The organism is Bacillus sp. (in: firmicutes) (assembly GCF_031983925.1).
GTDB classification, from domain to species: Bacteria; Bacillota; Bacilli; order Bacillales; family Bacillaceae_G; genus Bacillus_A; species Bacillus_A pacificus.
The window spans coordinates 142,663-160,412 of the sequence record NZ_DALYZR010000003.1; the positions used below are offsets into that span (position 1 = coordinate 142,663).

8 protein-coding genes and 1 pseudogene are annotated in these 17,750 nt (G+C 35.7%); 4 read left to right on the forward strand and 5 right to left on the reverse strand.

Translation table 11 applies throughout. The annotated features are described in order from the left end of the window. Positions 1–9: 9 nt before the first annotated feature. From RTP99_RS12355 to map, 4 genes are all read right to left on the reverse strand, one after another. Positions 10–384 carry a hypothetical protein gene (locus RTP99_RS12355; protein ID WP_000738213.1) on the reverse strand — a complete coding sequence of 125 codons (375 nt, stop codon included), beginning with the start codon at positions 382–384 and terminating at the stop codon, positions 10–12. 145 nt (positions 385–529) lie between these two features. Then, entirely contained in the window at positions 530–1,930 is a 1,401-nt protein-coding gene (locus RTP99_RS12360) for a M28 family metallopeptidase (RefSeq protein ID WP_000749143.1), read from the reverse strand. Between the two features lie 489 nt (positions 1,931–2,419). Beyond that, positions 2,420–12,148, reverse strand: coding sequence for a SpaA isopeptide-forming pilin-related protein (locus RTP99_RS12365; protein ID WP_000732702.1), 9,729 nt, complete (start codon positions 12,146–12,148; stop codon positions 2,420–2,422). A gap of 727 nt (positions 12,149–12,875) precedes the next feature. Then, positions 12,876–13,670: a type I methionyl aminopeptidase gene (map, locus tag RTP99_RS12370; RefSeq protein ID WP_002096176.1), complete on the reverse strand. Its 795-nt coding sequence runs from the start codon at positions 13,668–13,670 to the stop codon at positions 12,876–12,878. A gap of 158 nt (positions 13,671–13,828) precedes the next feature. Between map and RTP99_RS12375 the strand changes: the two genes are divergently transcribed. From RTP99_RS12375 to RTP99_RS12390, 4 genes are read left to right on the forward strand one after another with little or no spacing between them, the layout of a single operon-like run. Further along, entirely contained in the window at positions 13,829–14,731 is a 903-nt protein-coding gene (locus RTP99_RS12375) for an ABC transporter ATP-binding protein (RefSeq protein ID WP_000411150.1), read from the forward strand. Next, the gene (locus RTP99_RS12380) at positions 14,728–15,462 is read left to right on the forward strand and encodes an ABC transporter permease (RefSeq protein WP_001202426.1); all 735 of its coding nucleotides are present in this window, start codon (positions 14,728–14,730) and stop codon (positions 15,460–15,462) included. The genes RTP99_RS12375 and RTP99_RS12380 overlap by 4 nt, the downstream gene beginning before the upstream one ends. Next, positions 15,463–16,593 carry a sensor histidine kinase gene (locus RTP99_RS12385; protein WP_000570602.1) on the forward strand — a complete coding sequence of 377 codons (1,131 nt, stop codon included), beginning with the start codon at positions 15,463–15,465 and terminating at the stop codon, positions 16,591–16,593. It begins immediately after the preceding gene. Beyond that, complete coding sequence (locus RTP99_RS12390) at positions 16,590–17,192, forward strand: response regulator transcription factor (RefSeq protein WP_000619253.1); 603 nt, start codon at positions 16,590–16,592, stop codon at positions 17,190–17,192. Before RTP99_RS12385 ends, RTP99_RS12390 begins: the two co-directional genes overlap by 4 nt. Positions 17,193–17,278: 86 nt before the next feature. Here the strand turns inward: RTP99_RS12390 and RTP99_RS12395 are convergent. After that, a pseudogene (locus RTP99_RS12395) lies at positions 17,279–17,738 on the reverse strand (M4 family metallopeptidase); the annotation flags it as partial. Positions 17,739–17,750 lie beyond the last annotated feature (12 nt).

Here is a 17,750-nt window from a genome sequence, read left to right on the forward strand (position 1 = left end):
CCCTTTATTTTATCGGATTGTATACGTAACCGAAAAGCTAACAGGACTATAGTAAACGTAAGGTGCATGAAATTGAACGTACATATTTCCATCTGTTTTTGCAGTGAAAATTCGTCCGTATCCATCAGAATAACGTCCAATAAGGTTACGATTTGAGTCATAAACACTGTAACTAGGAGTTTTGCTGTTAGGTTGAATTGTTAGCTCTTGTCCCTTTTGAAGGAAAATAGGTTCTTGCTCAGAACTACCTCCAGTTTGCAAAGAATAAAATTTTGTAAAGCTCTGTTCTTGAGTTGCGGCAGCAACTTTCGTTTCAGCAATAAACGCGGTAGCACCAGTAATTCCTGCTAAAGTTAACGCACCTGCTAAAATCATTTTTTTCATAGTAAAAAAGCCTCCTTATTAGTTGTAATCATTTTCGTTACAGTTAGTATTGTATACGATAATGAGTAGGAGAAAATATGCTTTTATGCATATATATTTTTTCTCAATAAAGACCACTGATAAAAATCAGTGGTCTTTTAAATGATTAAGCAGCTTTCTGTTCGGTTTGAGCAACAGGTTTTTGAAGAGTGTTATAAACACCAGTTCCGATAACTTCTAATGCCATTTTCATACGTTCAGGTGAAATATTCTCCAATACGTTATCTTGAGGTGTATGGTATACCTTCTCAATATGATAGATTAATGGATTCCAACTATCGACACCCATCCAGATGAATAGGGCGGCCGGAATCCCAACTTCAGCAAATGGCACGTGATCACTAGAGCCAAATTTCCCTTGAAGAACGAGGTCATTATTTAATTGTTTACCTGCTTGTAAGGCCGCGTCTGTTACAAGGTTTGGAGAACCGTTAGGCGTCATAGCATATAAATTCTTCGCCTTATCGTAATTTGTTGCAACCATGTCTGCGTTAAAGACACCTAAAATCCGGTCACGTTCTTTTTGGGATAGACTATTAACGTAATGATCAGAGCCAAGTAAGCCAGTCTCTTCAGAACCGAAAGCAATAAAACGAATTTCTTTATCAGTTTCTACATTTTGAAAAGCGCGTGCTAACTCTAATACTAACCCTGTACCAGAAGCATTGTCATTTGCTCCAGGTGCTCCAACGACACTATCATAGTGTGAACTTACAACGACAGCTTTTTCATTACCTGTACTATTTTTTGGTTTCTTTTTAGCAATGACGTTTAATGATGTTAAATTAGATTCATGTCTTGCTTTTAGGGAAAGGATTGTTGTCCCTTTTTTAGCGATTTCTTCTTTAAATGCATTTCCTTGTGCATAAGCAAGACCAAAGACAGGGATAGACTGTTTTTTCGTTAGGCGGGGATTGAAAGTTTGTCCGTAATTTCCACGTCCACCAATTAAGCTGTATAAAAGAACACCTTTTGCTCCTTTGCTAACAGCATTTTCAACTTGTTTATTATAGTCTGCAACTGTTGTTCCTCTTTCGAATAGAACGATTTTTCCGTTTACTTCATTTGGGATATCCTCTAATTTTGTCCCACCTTGAACAAAGATAAGAGGGGCTGTAACAGCCTCTGTAGAAATTAGTGCGTTAGGGGCAGCACCGGCTTGCCAATTACGTTTTGTGGATAATGGTGATTCAATAAATCCAACGTATTGATCCGGCACTTGGAATGGTTGATATTCTACTTCATAGCCCATTGATTTAAGCTGCATACCAACGTAGCGGGAAGCCCATTCCTCTGATTTTGTTCCACCGGGGCGAGGACCAATTGTTTCGGATAAGAAACGGATGTGTTCGATAGCACGGCTTGCATCAACTTGTTTTGTAATAGATGAAGTCTGTGTGATTTCTGACGTGGAATCAGCTTTGGCTTGTCCAATCGGGGCTAAGCTAACAGCGAGTGATACAGCAAGCAAAGAGCTTACTATTTTTTGTTTCAAAGATTTTTTCATTTCTTCCTCTCCTATTCTTCTATTCTCTCTGACTGACAAAAGAAGACGGATAACGACTTCATTTTACCTTTACCTTTATAGTTTTTCAATATTCTGACATTGAGAAATAAAAAAGTTATATGCATATTTACATATTTTTGACGGAGATATGTATGCTATCATTTTAAATGAAGGTTCGCTTTCTGCTTGGAAAGCTCCTACATTGCATGAATCTAGTGTACCCAAACTTTAGATTATGTAGAGAAAAGAATTCACTGTAGGGTTTCTTTTCTCGTGTTTGAATCATGTGATGATAAGTATGTTTCCGCATTTCATAATTATCATCAGTGATATATGTAAGGCATCCATATGAAAATACGAGGCTGTTCAAAGGTTTTCCGTACTTTTGGACAGCCTCACCCCGTTAAAAGGACGATACTCTATGTATCGTCCTTTTTTGTATAAAAAAACACCCCATCAAATATTCACTTGATGGGGTGTGAAAAACTATTAATAATATTTTTTTCGTTTTGTAGCTAAAATACTTAACAATCCAGCTAGTAGAAGTACGATACCTACTGTTTGAGTAGGATCTTTTTTGTGACCTGTATTTGGAAGTTCTTTACCCGTATTTCGGTCATCTTGCTGTTTGTTTATTTGTGTTTCAGGGTTACCTTTTTCTAGTTCTTCGGAAGTTCCTTTACCGTGTGTTTCAGGATTTCCCTTTTCTAGTTCTTCAGAAGTTTCTTTTCCTGTTTCCTCTTCTTTATTAGGAGGAGCAACTGGTTTATCCTCTCCACCTGATGAAGAATCGATTTTTTTATTTGAAACTGTAATTTGTAGTGGTGTAGCTTGCGCTTTTTCAATTGTAAAGCTTATTGGTGATGCATCTAATTGATAGCCTGTAGGAGCCGTTGTTTCCACTAATTGATAATTACCAGGTTTCAAATCATTTACGATTAATTTACCATGTCCATCTGTTTTTAAGCCTTCTCGAACTACTTTTCCATCTTGATCTAAAATATTGAAGATGGCACCCTCAAGTGTTCCATTGTGATCCATATCAACTTTCATTAACTCCATTGAACCTGTTGTTAAACTATTTAAAGCAGTCACAGAAGTAACTTGAGCTTGTCCTTTCGTAATAGTGAAAGGAATTGGCTTAGCGTTTAAATCGTATCCAGTAGGAGCTTTCGTTTCAATAAACTGATAGTCACCCGGACGTAAATCAGAAACAGAAATTTTTCCATCTTTATTAGTAGTTAAATCAGAACGAACGTCATTGCCGTTCATATCAACGATTTTAAATACTGCGCCTTCAAGAGTAACACCGTCGATGTCATCAACTTTTGTTAATTCCACAGCGCCCTTCGTTAAGCTATTTTTAGCGATAACAGAAGCTGTAGCGGTTTGACTCTTTTCAACAGTAAAGTTGATAGGAGTTTGATTTAAGTCGTAATGAGTAGGAGCCTTCGTTTCAACGAATTGATAGTCACCCGGACGTAAATCAGAAACAGAAATTTTTCCATCTTTATTAGTAGTTAAATCAGAACGAACGTTGTTGCCGTTCATATCAACGATTTTAAATACTGCATCTTTAAGAGCAGAACCGTCAACGTCATCTACTTTAGAAAGTTCCACAGCACCTTTCGTTAAGCTATTAGTAGCTGTAACGGAAGCAATTTTTTCTTGCCCTTTTTTAACTGTGAACTTAATAGGTGTTTCGTTTAAGTCATAATGAGTAGGAGCTTTTGTTTCGATAAACTCATAGTCTCCTGGTGGTAATTCATCCACAACTAAGCGGCCGTTTTTATCAGTAGTTAAATCAGTACGGACGTCGTGTCCATCCTTATTAACAATTTTAAATACCGCACCCTCGAGTGTTGTGTTTTCTTCAACATCATCCACTTTAATTAACTCCACACTACCTTTCGTTAAGCTGTTAGTAGCTGTAACGAAGACATGTTTTGTCTGACTTCTTTCAATTGTGAACTTAATAGGATCTTCATTTAAGTCATAATGTTTTGGAGCTTTCGTTTCAATAAATTGATAGTCTCCAGGTTGTAAGTCTTTAGCGATGATTTTTCCGTCTTTATTGGTAACTAAATTCGTACGAATATCATTACCGTTCATATCAGTAATTTTAAATACCGCACCTTCTAGCGTTTCTTTCGCATCTAAAGAGTCAACTTTCGTTAATTCAACGCCACCCTTAGTTAAGCCATTTTTAGCAGTAACAGAAACGTGAGTTGTTTGGCTTTTCTCGATAGTGAAAGGAATCGGTGTTTTATTTAAATCATAATCTTTCGGAGCTTTCGTTTCCACGAATTGATAATCTCCTGGTCTTAAATTAGAAGCAGAAACTTTCCCGTCTTTATCAGTAGTTAAATTTGTGCGAACAACTTTACCTTTCGCATCAATGATGTTAAATACTGCATCAGAAAGTTTTGTATCTTGATTTATATCATCCACTTTAATTAACTCTACCGCACCTTCAATTAAGCTGTTCTTAGCAGTGACTTGTAACTTCTCTGCTTGGCTTTTCTCAATTGTAAATTTAATTGGTGTAGCATCTAGTTTATAGTGCTTAGGAGCTGTTGTTTCAATAAATTGATAGTCTCCAGGATGTAAATCAGGAATAGAAACTTTCCCTTTTGCATCTGTCGTAATGCCAGTGCGAACGTCATTGCCGTTCATATCAACAATTTTAAATATCGCACCTTCAAGAGCTGTACCGTCGATATCATCCATTTTAGAAAGTTCTACCGCACCTTTAGTTAAACTATTTTTAGCAGTAACAGAAATCGGTTCAGCTTGTCCTTTTTCGATAGTGAAAGGAATTGGTTCTTTATTTAAATCGTAATGTTTTGGAGCCTTTGTCTCGATGAATTGATAATCACCTGGACGTAGGTCGTTAATTTCAATTTTTCCTTTACTATTTGTAACAAGGTCTTTATGAATTACCGTACCGTTCATATCAACAATGTTAAATACTGCGCCTTCAAGTGTAGTACCATCGACGTCGTCTACTTTAGTAAGTTCCACGCCACCTTTTGTTAAACTATTTGTCATAGTAACAGTAGCAACATCTTTCTGGCTTTTTTCAACTGTAACTACAATTGGTTTTTTATCTAAATCATAATGTTTCGGAGCTGTTGTTTCGACAAATTGATACGTACCAGGACGTAAGTTTTCAACAGTGATTTTTCCTTCACCGTTCGTTTTTAAATCTGTTTTAATTACAGTACCGTTTTGATCTAGTAAATTAAACACAGCATCGGCAAGTTTTGTTTGATCGTTTAAATCATCTACTTTAATTAATTCGATACTACCTTGTTTTAAACTATTTTTAGCAGTTAAAGAAATAGCTTTCTTCTGTCCTTTTTCAATAGTGAAATGGATTGGCGTTTCATTTAAAACGTAATGCTTAGGAGCTTTCGTTTCGATGAATTGATAATCACCCGGACGTAGGTCATCGATTTCGATGTTCCCTTTACTATTTGTAACAAGGTCTTTATGAATTACCGTACCGTTCATATCAACAATGTTAAATACTGCACCTTCAAGTTTAGTACCATCGATGTCATCTACTTTAGAAAGCTCAACGCCACCTTTTGTTAGAGCATTTTTAGCCGTAATATGAAGAGTTTCAGTTTGGCTTTTCTTAATTGTAAATTTGATCGGTTTTTTATTTAAATCGTAATGTTCAGGAGCTATTGTCTCAACGAATTGATACGTGCCAGGACGTAGGTTTTCAACAACAATTTTTCCCTCATCATTTGTTTTTAAGCCTTCTTCAACTATCTCTCCGTCTGCATCTAATAAATTAAATACAGCATTAGCGAGCTTCGTATCAGTATCAATATCGTCAATTTTTGTTAATTCAACGCTACCTTTTTTTAACGTATTTTTACCTGTAACAGTAATTTTCTCTGTTTGACTTCTTTCAATTGTAAATGGAATCGGTTTCTCATCTAACACATAATGTTCAGGAGCAGCTGTTTCAATAAACTGATAGTCTCCTGGACGTAAATTAGAAACAGAAATTTCACCATTGTCATCTGTAACAAGGTTTGTGCGAACTTCGTTACCATTCATATCAACAACTTTAAAGATTGCACCTTTCAGCATTGTACGATCGATGTCATCGATTTTGGTTAAAATGACGCCACCCTTCGTTAAGCTGTTAGTAGCGGTAACGCTAATATTTTCTTTTTGACTTTTTCCGATAGTGAACGGAATAGGATCTTTTCTTAAGTCATAGTCTTTTGGAGCTTTTACTTCAATAAATTGATAGTCACCTGGACGTAAATCAGAAGCAGAAACTTTACCATGTTCATCGGTAGTTAATCCTTTACGAACTACCTTTTTCGTATCATGAGCATCAACAATGATAAATTCTGCGCCTTCAAGAGTAGCCCCATCAACGTCATCAACCTTTGTTAAAGTAACGCCACCTGTAAGTAAACTATTTGTTACAGTGACAGGGACTGGAAGATCATCCTTGCTACCTTTTTTAATTGTGAACTTAATAGGTTTTGGATCTAATTTATAATGTTCAGGAGCTGATGTTTCAATAAATTGATAATCGCCTGGTGCTAAATCAGGAATAACTAGTACTCCGTAATCATTTGTTTTTAAATCTTTCGCAATTTCTTTGCCAGTTGCGTCTTGTAATGTGAACACTGCGCCGGCAAGAGCGATACTACTTTCCACATCATCTTCTTTAATAAGTTTAACTTTTCCTTTCGTTAAACTATTTTTAAATGTAAGTGGAAGAAGTTTTTGTTGTCCTTTTTCGATTGTAAATTCAATTGGTTCTACATTTACATCGTAATAAGTTGGGGCCTTTGTTTCGATAAGTTTATAGTTACCAGGACGTAAGTCGTCTACAACTAACTTTCCTTCACTATTCGTAACAAGTTCCGTACGAACATCTTCATTCGTATCTCTATTAACAATTTTAAATACAGCACCTTCAAGTGTTTCCTTTTCATCTGCAGCATTCACTTTTGTTAATTCAATACCGCCTTTTGTTAAGCTGTTTTTAGCGGTAACAGTAGCCGACGTCGTTTGACTTTCTGTGATCGTAAATTTAATCGGATTTGTATTTTTATCGTAATACTTCGGTGCTGTCACTTCGATAAATTTATAATCGCCAGGGCGTAAGTCGGTAGCGATAGCTTTACCATCTGCACCAGTTTTTATATTTTCGCGAATGACTTTCTTTTCATCATTAGCATCAACAATTTTAAATACAGCACCTTCAAGAGCTGTACCATCGATATCATCAACTTTCGTTAATTCAACATCTCCTGGTTTTAAAGCATTTTCAGCTTTCACAAGTAGCGTTTCTTTTTGACTTCTATCGATTGTAAATTCAATAGGTTCTGCTCGTAAAACGTAATGTTCAGGAGCAGCTGTTTCAATAAATTTATACGTACCAGGACGTAACTTATCAGCTTTTGTTTTTCCATCAGCATCTGTAGTTAGGTCAGTACGAACATCATTATTATTTACATCAACAATTTTAAATACGGCACCTTGTAGAGGTTTTTTATCACCAAATTCATCAACTTTTAATAATTCAACTTCGCCTGTTTTTAAACTGTTTGTTGCCGTAACGGTAGCTAAAGACTGTTGGCTTTTATCGATTGTAAACTCGATAGGGTTTGTATTTAACACATAATCCTTAGGAGCTTCTGTTTCAATAAATTTATACGTACCAGGCTCTAAGTCTTTAACAGTTACTTTACCGTCAGCACCAGTTTTTACATTTTCGCGAATGACTTTCTTTTCATCATGAGCATCGACAATTTTAAATACAGCACCTGCAAGAGCTGTACCATCGATATCATCAGTTTTTGTTAAAGTGACGCCACCTTTAATGAGGTGATTCGTCGCAGTAACAGTAACTGCTTTCTTTTGACTTTTTACAATTGTAAACTCAATTGGTTTTTTATCTATGTCGTAATCTTTCGGTGCTTTTTCTTCGACAAATTGATAGTCTCCAGGGCGTAAATCTTTTGCTTCAATTTGTCCTTGATCATTTGTCGTTAATTTTTCATATCCACGAATTACATTGTTATGTCGATCTCGTACACTGAACTCCGCACCGGCTAAAGTTTTTCCATCTTTATCGACTTTTGTTAAAATGGCCGAACCTGGAATCAAGCTGTTTGTTGCAGTGCGGTTTATTACTGTTGTTTGATCTTCCGCGATTTTAACCTCAATCAGTCGATCATCTAATTTATAATGCTCAGGAGCCTTTATTTCTTGTAAGTAGTAAGTTCCTGGTTTTAAATGATCTACAGTAATTTGTCCTTTATCATTTGTTGTTAATTCTTTATGTTCAGGAATAACTTGTTTGTTTTGATCAAGTAAAGAGAAAACTGCATGTTCAAGTCTTTCCCTGCTCTTCGCATCAGTCTTTGTCAGTACTACTTTCCCGACAAACTTTTTATTTGTAAAAGTATATTTTGTGATTTCTTCAGAACCTAGCTCAACAAGTATACCTTCTCTTAATTCTTTACTAATTACATAACCTGTAGGTGCTTTCGTTTCTTTAATTAAATATTTATCACGTCGTAAGTTGTTAAACTTAGCGACACCGTCATCACCTGTTGTAATTGGTCGAATAGCGGTTGTACCTGTTTGATCATATAAAGTAAATTCTGCTCCAGCTAATCTTACTGTTTGATCTTTGTCATCAACCTTTATAATTTGAAGGCTTCCGCGTCCTTTATTAGCAGAACCACCTCCAGATCCAGAAGATACTTTAACTTCAACGAACTTAACATCTTCCACTTTCGTTAATGTTAAACGGTGACCAGTAATCGTCGCTTTATTACTTACCTTTTCATTATGGTCTGCATTAATGAGTGAGCGATATTCTAAAATATAAGCCCGGTCAATGGTATGAAGAAATTCAACTTTAAATTGTTGTTTTCCTGTATCGTTGTCTGTTATTACTTTGAGTTTATAGTCTGTTCCTTCTTTTAATTCATTTGCTGTATCTTTCGTTAAAGTTCCATCTACGGCTACTGTTGTCGGATATAGATGGAAGGACTTTTCATCAAGAATTTGATTGTCTGTCGGTTCGTCTGTTACGACAGCATTTTCAATAGTTGACTGACTTGCGTTAATAGAAACACTCCAATCAATATACTTGTCATTTTGCTTTGCTGTCTTCGTAACACCGCTACCACCGTTTGTAATCTCAAATGCACCATGGATAGTAGTAACAGTTTTCGATCCATCTTTTAAATCGGCATAATTATCGTAGCGCTTATTAATTTGTTCACCTGCAAGTGAAGTTTTAAAGCTAATATAATATGCAGAATTAATTTCGTTTTTAAAATGAACTGTTAATGTATTGTTGTTATCTTTTGTTGGATTTTCTATCGTATATTCGTTAGGAGGAACAGGATCGCCTACTTCAAATCCATGTGCACCACCAGTTAATTTCATATGTCGAACTTCAATAGATTCCGGTATTAATTTTTGGTTATCTCTTAATACATCAACGATAGAAGGATCCTTAATCGGCCTATTATTATAGTTAAACCCTATGTCCCATTTAATTTCTTTCGTCTGGGCATTGTAAGAGCCGTATTTAAATCCATTTCCTTTTGTGTAGTAATCAGGATCAAATGTATCATCAGATGAGCTATTATTCTTTTTATCATTTATGTCTATCCATGATAAATTTGCTGTATTTTTGAATGATTTGTTATTCTTCTCTTTGGATAGATTTTCGTAATTAAAGTCTGTTGTGTATGTGATAGTTAAAGTTTTATCCATATTAGACTTATAATCACCGGTTAGTTTCACTTCAAATCCTGTATCTGTTACATCAAGTGTGTAATCAAACTTTGGATCAAGCGTTCTTGATCCGTCTGTAATTTTGAAACTATCTTTCTGTAACGTTAGGCCACCATAGTCAAACGTATCCTTGATAACAGCATCATTTAACACGTAGTTGTTATCATTGACAATAATTGTCCATTTTGTTGTTTTCGCATTGTAATCTGTATCGTTTGCATTTTTATTATGTTTCTTTATGATGTTTTGTTGTTTTAACGTAACTTTGTTTGTTTGACTCCATTTACCATCTGCAATAATTTTATTTTCGATTTCGCCATCTTTTATGACATCATTCGTAGCTTTCGATGTATACGTAATCACATAGGCACTATTAATATCTTCGTTAAACTGTAAATCAAACCCCTCATCGGTTTCCTTTACAGTAAAGTTTGTGGCGTTGTCACCTGTAACAAGTTTTCCTGCATCATCATAAGAAGCATTTTTTACCACGATAGAATTTTTATCAACTTTATGAGATTTATCCAAAACATCTTTTAAAAGCGCATCAGCTTTCTTAATATCTCTCTGGTCCCCGTTGAAAGTAATCGTCCATTCAATCGTCTGTGTTTTTGGATTGTATCTACTATTTTTCGCTAGATGTGTACCGCGTGAAACAGTTACAGTTGCATTCGCAGATACATCTTTTTGATTTTTGCTGGATACTTTTGCGTTATTTTTGAAACTAGTAACACTTTCATCTGTAATCTTTGTTGCATATTCAATTTCATATGCTTTATTCGTTTCTTTTTTGAAAGCGATATTTAATTTATTAGAGGATGAAGTAAATTCATATTCTTCTTTAGGAACTTCTGCACCACGAGTTGTTTTCCCATTAATATCTACTTCTAAATAGTAAACCTTAATAGAATCTTCGTTGAGACTAGCCCCATTTGGAATATCATCTTGAAAGACGGCATTTGTAAGCTTATCTTTTGTCTTGTTCATCTCTACTTTCCAATTAATTTGATTCGTATTAATTGGTCTATCAGGTACACCTTTTTTATCTATAGATTTTTTTACTTTAGGCTTGAAATCAAGCTCAACAATAACGTCTTTTTCTTTAATAGGGAATGGGATTTGTTTTTCGGTAGTCCCTGTAATTTTTACTTCATTAAACTCCGTACGAATGTTTAAATGCCCAGCTATATTAGGGTAATTTTCAACATATTCGTTAAAAGTCATCGTTACTTTGCCATCAGGCGTAACAACGAATGATCCAATCGTGTTTCCTTGTCCATCTATTAAATCTTCTGTAATGGTATTGTGGACAATAAAGTATTCTGGAAGTTGGAAAATAAAGTAATCATCTTTTTTGACGTTCAGTGACTCTAAAACTTCCCATGTAAAATCGATTTTGGTAATAGAATCTGGATTTGGACGATTATCCGTATTATTAAATGGTTTACCGTCTTTATCCGTTAATGTGACACCTGTTAAAATATTTTCTGTAATTTGCTTAGGTGATGGATCTGGATTATCAACAGGCTGTTCTGTTGTGTTATCACCAGGATTATCCGTAGGTTGCTGAGCCTCACCATTCTTTTGCTCTTCTGCCGGTTGTTGAGCCTCGCCATTCTTTTGCTCTTCCGCCGGTTGCTGAGCCTCGCCATTCTTTTGCTCTCCCGCCGGTTGCTGAGCCTCATCATTCTTTTGCTCTTCTGCCGGTTGCTGAGCCTCACCGTTCTTTTGCTCTTCTGCCGGTTGCTGAGCCTCACCGTTCTTTTGCTCTTCTGCCGGTTGCTGAGCCTCACCATTCTTTTGCTCTTCCGCCGGTTGCTGAGCCTCACCGTTCTTTTGCTCTTCTGCCGGTTGCTGAGCAGCATCCTTATCCGTAGTAGGTGAAGCTGGGTTATCTACTTGAACAGGAACTGAAATAGACTTAGCTGTTGCACCTAAAGGGAAAGAGAGTTGAACAGATTTTGCACCAGATTTTAAATCTGGATTGAATACTGTATCAATACTGATTTTTCCGTTAGCACCTTTGGAATCTTTTACTTGGTCGTTAAATACTAGTTTCATTTTGTTATCGTTTGCTTTAACAAAATATTGACCAATAATTTGTTGCTCTGCCATCAGATTTCCCTGTTGGTCACTTTTTACTTTTAATGCGTTAGGTATTTGGAGCACTGCTGAGTCTGTTTGTTGATCTTTTATTGACCAAGCATATTCTAGGTGAATGGTTGATCCTACTTGTATTAAGTTTTTAGGATTTAATGCTTCGTCAATAATATGATTTGTTGCATCTTTCATTTCAACAGTGTCAAATAATGAATTCCCTGTTAAGGTTTCCGCTTTTACTTGATTGTATGGAAAACTAGCAAGTTGCGAAAATAGTACGAATACAATTAAACATATATTGAAAAGTTTTTTCATTGTGCCTCCTTTATGAATCCTTCTATTGCATAACAATGCTTTATGAAGAGATTATTTGTCATAGATCAATGTGCTTTACGTGATGCCTCCTTTACTACTTATACTCCTATAGGAAAAGTGTTCATATTCGATGTCTTGTAACGTAAAACAAATGCATATTTTAATAATATAGGGAGTGAATATACAAATTTCGACAAAAAATGTCGAATGAAATGCTGATAAGGAATGATATCAGACCTTTATAGAATACGAGTTGTTATGTGGTTCTTTATAAAATAAGTACATACAAAAAATATGCAGTGAAATGCTTAAACTATTTTATAAGGATTTGTATTCTTGTAATGTGTAAAGAATCGTTATAAAGGTGAGTTTTACGATACATACTAACCAAAATAATGTATCCCATTGTAAAAAGTTCTTTCGTATTGAGGTAGTGATAAAATGTAGCTTGAATTTGGTCAGAATGAAGAAAATATGTACTATCTAAAAGAGTATACAATTCGTAGATCAAAGTGAAGACAGCGTTTTATAATAAATAGAACGCATTACTTTAATCGATGTTATTAAATAAAAAAAGAAGGTACTCCCTTGATTATCTTCTATAAGAGATAATCATCAATAACCTTCGTTAAAAATTATATACGTAAATGAAAAAGAGTTCAACCGTATTGCTTCTTTTCAAAATAGTATGTAAAAAGAACCGCTCCCTATTAAGAAGCGGTTCTTTTTATATTTCTGTTAAAATTATCGGTTCGCCGCGTGTTACGACAACTGTATGTTCACATTGTGCAACAAGGCTTTTATCAGGTGTAACGAATGTCCAACCATCATCGCCACGTTCGATAATATGATCAGCTTTCATAGAAATAAATGGCTCTACAGCGATAACAAGACCGTCTTTTAGAAGCGCATTATCCATTGGATCAAAATAGCTTAAAATGTGGTTTGGTGCTTCATGTAAGCTAAGACCAATACCGTGACCAGTTAAGTTTTGAATAACATTGTATCCATTTTTATGTGCAAAGTTTGAAACGGCACGACCAATTTGGTTTTGTTTTGAACCAGCTTTCACCTTTTTCATTGCTGCCCAAAAGGCATCAACAGCTGCTTGGCAAAGCTTTTCTTTTGCTTCATCTTCTCCAAGTACAAATGAAATACCTGTATCTGCATAATAACCATCAAGTGCTGCAGATACGTCGACATTTACAAGGTCGCCTTCTTTTAATACACGATCACCTGGAATACCGTGAGCAACTTCTTCGTTTACACTGATGCAAGTTACGCCAGGGAAATCATATTCTTTTTCAGGTGCAGAAATAGCACCATGCTCATCTAATACTTTTTTACCGATCAAATCAAGCTCTTTCGTTGTCATGCCTGGCTTCGCTTCTTTTTTCATTTCTTCACGTGCAAGCGCAACGATGCGGCCGATTTTTCGTAAGCCTTCTAAATCTTGTTCATTACGAATAATCATGAAAACCACTGTCCTTCCTCGAATATATATCTTACCCGATTGTATCATGTTTATTTTCGTCCTGCTACTCGCTTGCAGTATGGCGGATTGATTCCTCTCATAAAGAATACATGACAATTGTCATATCGATGTTATGACGCATCATACTGTTTCCTAAGTTTTCCAATTAATACAATGTAAATATAAGAAACAGCGGGGGTGGAGAGATGGAAAAGATTATTGAAGTAAATAGTGTTTCTAAAACATTTAAACATAAAAAAGCAGTAAATAACGTTTCATTTCATGTGAATAAAGGAGAAATCGTAGCATTGCTTGGACCGAATGGTGCAGGGAAAACGACGACGATGTCGATGATGCTTGGATTAAAGGATCCGACGGAAGGAACGGTTTCTATATTCGGAAAGAGTCCAAAGCATAGAGATGTTCGTAATAGCCTCGGTGCGATGTTACAAGAAGTAAGTGTCATCGATAGCATTACAGTGGAAGAGGCAATTGAGTTATTCCGTAGCTATTATACGAATCCGATAGCGAAAGAAACGTTGCTACAGTTATCGAATTTAAAATCAGAGAGAAAGCAAAGATGTGAGAAATTATCAGGAGGTCAAAAGAGAAGGTTAAATTTTGCACTCGCACTTGCAGGAAATCCAGATTTGTTATTTTTAGATGAGCCGACGGTTGGAATGGACATTACGTCTCGAAGAACATTTTGGGAAACAATTCGAAAGTTAGCAAGTGAAGGGAAAACGATTATTTTAACAACGCACTATTTAGAAGAAGCAGATGCATTAGCAAATCGTATTTTATTGTTTGCGAATGGAAAGGTTATCGCAGACGGTACGCCAGATGAGATGAAAGCGACGATTTCACGAAAAACAATCACGTTTTATTCGAAGGAAAGTATTCCTGCAAAATTACTAAAAGAATTACCAAACGTAACAGAAGTACAATCAAAAGAAGGACACTTCACTTTAGCAACAGAAGATACAGATGCAACGTTAAGAGCAATTTATGAAAAGAACTTACCTGTAACAGATGTTTCTGTTGAACGTGGAAGCCTTGATGAAGCATTTGAAAAATTTATCACAAATCAGGAGGGGGAAATCGCATGAGAGCTTTATGGATGCAATGCAAAATAGAAATTTTACGTACGTTTCGTAATAAATTGTTTATCTTTTTCTCATTATTAATGCCAGTTATGTTTTATTACATTTTCACAAATGTGGTTCAAGTGCCACAAAACGGAGATGCGTGGAAAGCACATTATTTAATCTCAATGGCAACGTTCAGTATTGTAGGGACAGCACTTTTTAGTTTCGGTGTGAGAATTTCTCAAGAAAAAGGGCAGGGGTGGACACATCTTTTAAAAATTACACCACTTCCAGAGGGAGCGTATATAACAGCGAAGATTATCGCTCAAACTGTAGTGAATGCTTTTTCAATCTTAGTTATCTTTATCGCAGGAATATTAATTAATCATGTTGAGTTAACAGTAGGGCAATGGATTGGTGCTGGATTATGGTTGTTGTTAGGTGTGACACCATTTTTAGCGTTAGGAACAGTAATAGGTTCTATTAAGAAGGCGGATGCTGCTGCGGGCTTAGCGAATATTTTAAATATGTGTTTAGCAATTCTTGGTGGTCTATGGATGCCGATCGAAGTATTCCCGAAAATATTAAGATCTATTAGTGAATGGACACCAACATATCATTTTGGAAGCGGTGCATGGGATATTGTAGCTGGAAAATCAATTGGTTGGGAAAATATCGCGGTATTAGGAGGCTATTTCCTTATATTTGTTGTAGTATCAATATATATAAGAAAAAGACAGGAAGCGGTATAAATGATAGAGAAGAAGAGGATTGAGATTTTTCCGAAACATATGGGATTCTTTCCGTATATGTTTCTTGTGTATTTATTATTTCCAATTTACCATTTAGCGCAAGTGTCAGGATGGAAGTTTGTGCTAGGGAGTGGTATGTTGATACTTTTTATTATCACATACCGTCAACTTTATTTTGTTCAGAAGACGTTTGTTTTGTGGGCATGTATACAGATGGTGCTTATCTATTTATTTGCTTTATTTTATAATCCCTTCATGATATTTTTTGGCTTTTTCACGGCAAGTGCGATGGGATTTGCACCAAGTAAGAAAGCATTTCGGGTATTACTATGTTTGTTAGTTGTAATGCTTGGAGTATTTGTATTTATAAATATGAATCAACTAACACCGACAAGTTTAGTAAATATCGTTCCGATGTTTATTTTAATGCTGCTTACACCATTTGGAATGCGTAATTTTAATCAAAAAAAGATGTTAAGAAATCAATTAAACGAAGCAAACGAACAAATTAAAGATTTGGTGAAACGTGAGGAGCGGCAACGAATTGCAAGAGATCTTCATGATACGCTCGGGCATACGCTATCACTCATTACTTTAAAAAGTCAGCTCGTGGAGAAGTTAATTGTAAAAAATCCCGAGCGCGCAAGTGCGGAAGCGAAGGAGATTACACAAACATCGCGAACTGCTTTAAAACAGCTAAGGGAGTTAATTTCTGATATGCGCATGATTACAGTAGAAGAAGAGCTTGAGCAAATAAAAGCGATCTTACAAGCTGCTAATGTTGAATTAGAGATCAAACAAGAAACGAGTGCAAGTTCGCTATCACCCATTGAACAAAATATTTTAGGAATGTGTTTACGCGAAGCTGTTACGAATGTTGTAAAGCATAGTAAGGCGACGCGTTGCATAGTTTCTGTACTAGAATCACAAGGTGAATTGATTTTGACAGTAGAAGATAACGGAATCGGTTTAGCGGACCAAAACCACGATGGGAATGGTATTCGTGGTATGAAGGAGCGAATCGCTCTTATTGATGGATTTGTTGAACTGGGTACGATTAATCCAGGAACACTATTAACAGTAAAAGTTCCAGTTGTTATTAGAACAGGAAAAGATGAGGTGAAGGCATGATTCGAATTATTATTGCAGAAGATCAGCGAATGCTTCGTGGTGCGTTAGGAGCCCTGCTTGATCTAGAAGATGATATTGAAGTAATTGGGCAAGCAGCGAACGGAGAAGAGGCGCTAAAACTAATCGAATCATTAAAACCTGATGTAAGCATTATGGATATTGAAATGCCAATTCAAAGCGGATTAGATGTTGCAGAAACGTTGAAGAAAGAAAAATCGGCATGTAAAGTAATGATTTTAACAACATTTGCGCGCCCTGGATATTTTGAACGAGCAATGAAAGCTGGTGTGCACGGATATTTATTAAAAGATAGCCCAAGCGAGGATTTAGCTGCATCGATTCGCAACATAATGAAAGGTAAACGAGAGATCTCTCAAGATTTAATGTTCGGCTTATGGCAGGAGCAAAATCCGTTATCAGATCGCGAAAAAGAAGTATTGCTACTTGCGAAAGAAGGAAAGACGGCAAATGAAATTGCGAAGGCACTTTATCTTTCGCCAGGTACAGTACGTAATTATATTTCTGAAGTATTAACGAAGCTTGATGCGAAAAATAGAATTGAGGCAATTACAATTGCGGAAGAAAAGGGATGGATATGAAAAGAAGTTTACCTATGAATGGTAAACTTCTTTTTTTGTAATTCCGTCTCAGTTATATAGTCTGGAATTAGGGGGGGATTGCGTCATATAGATTTTACTTCATTTTTCGACAAAAAATTTGTTATAGTAGGATTAGGTTATCGGTCTAAATTCTGGATAACTTTACCACTAATAGTTGTGATTACTCCATTTTTATCTACTTTTATAATGAGATCTTGATCATATACTTTATAGTTTTTATAAGTTTGTGCAAGATGAAATTCGGTTTGATTTTCTTTATCGGTAGGTTGAAATTCTACATTTTTTCAGTTGTTACTTGCTCTTGTTGAGCCTTAGCCCCAGTTACCTCACCTTTTAAATACTTTTTTGCAATATTTTCTTTTATATCATTTTGAGGTTGTGTTAATTTCCAAATTGTTAAGCTAGGCTGAGCAATTTCAACTTTTACTTCATTTTTCCTAATTCTTGGGTGTGGATAGTTTTTGCCGATAAAGGATAAAAAAGACCGAGTGTAATGGAAGTATGGGCAAGTTTTCTGTAATTTATCTATAATACTCC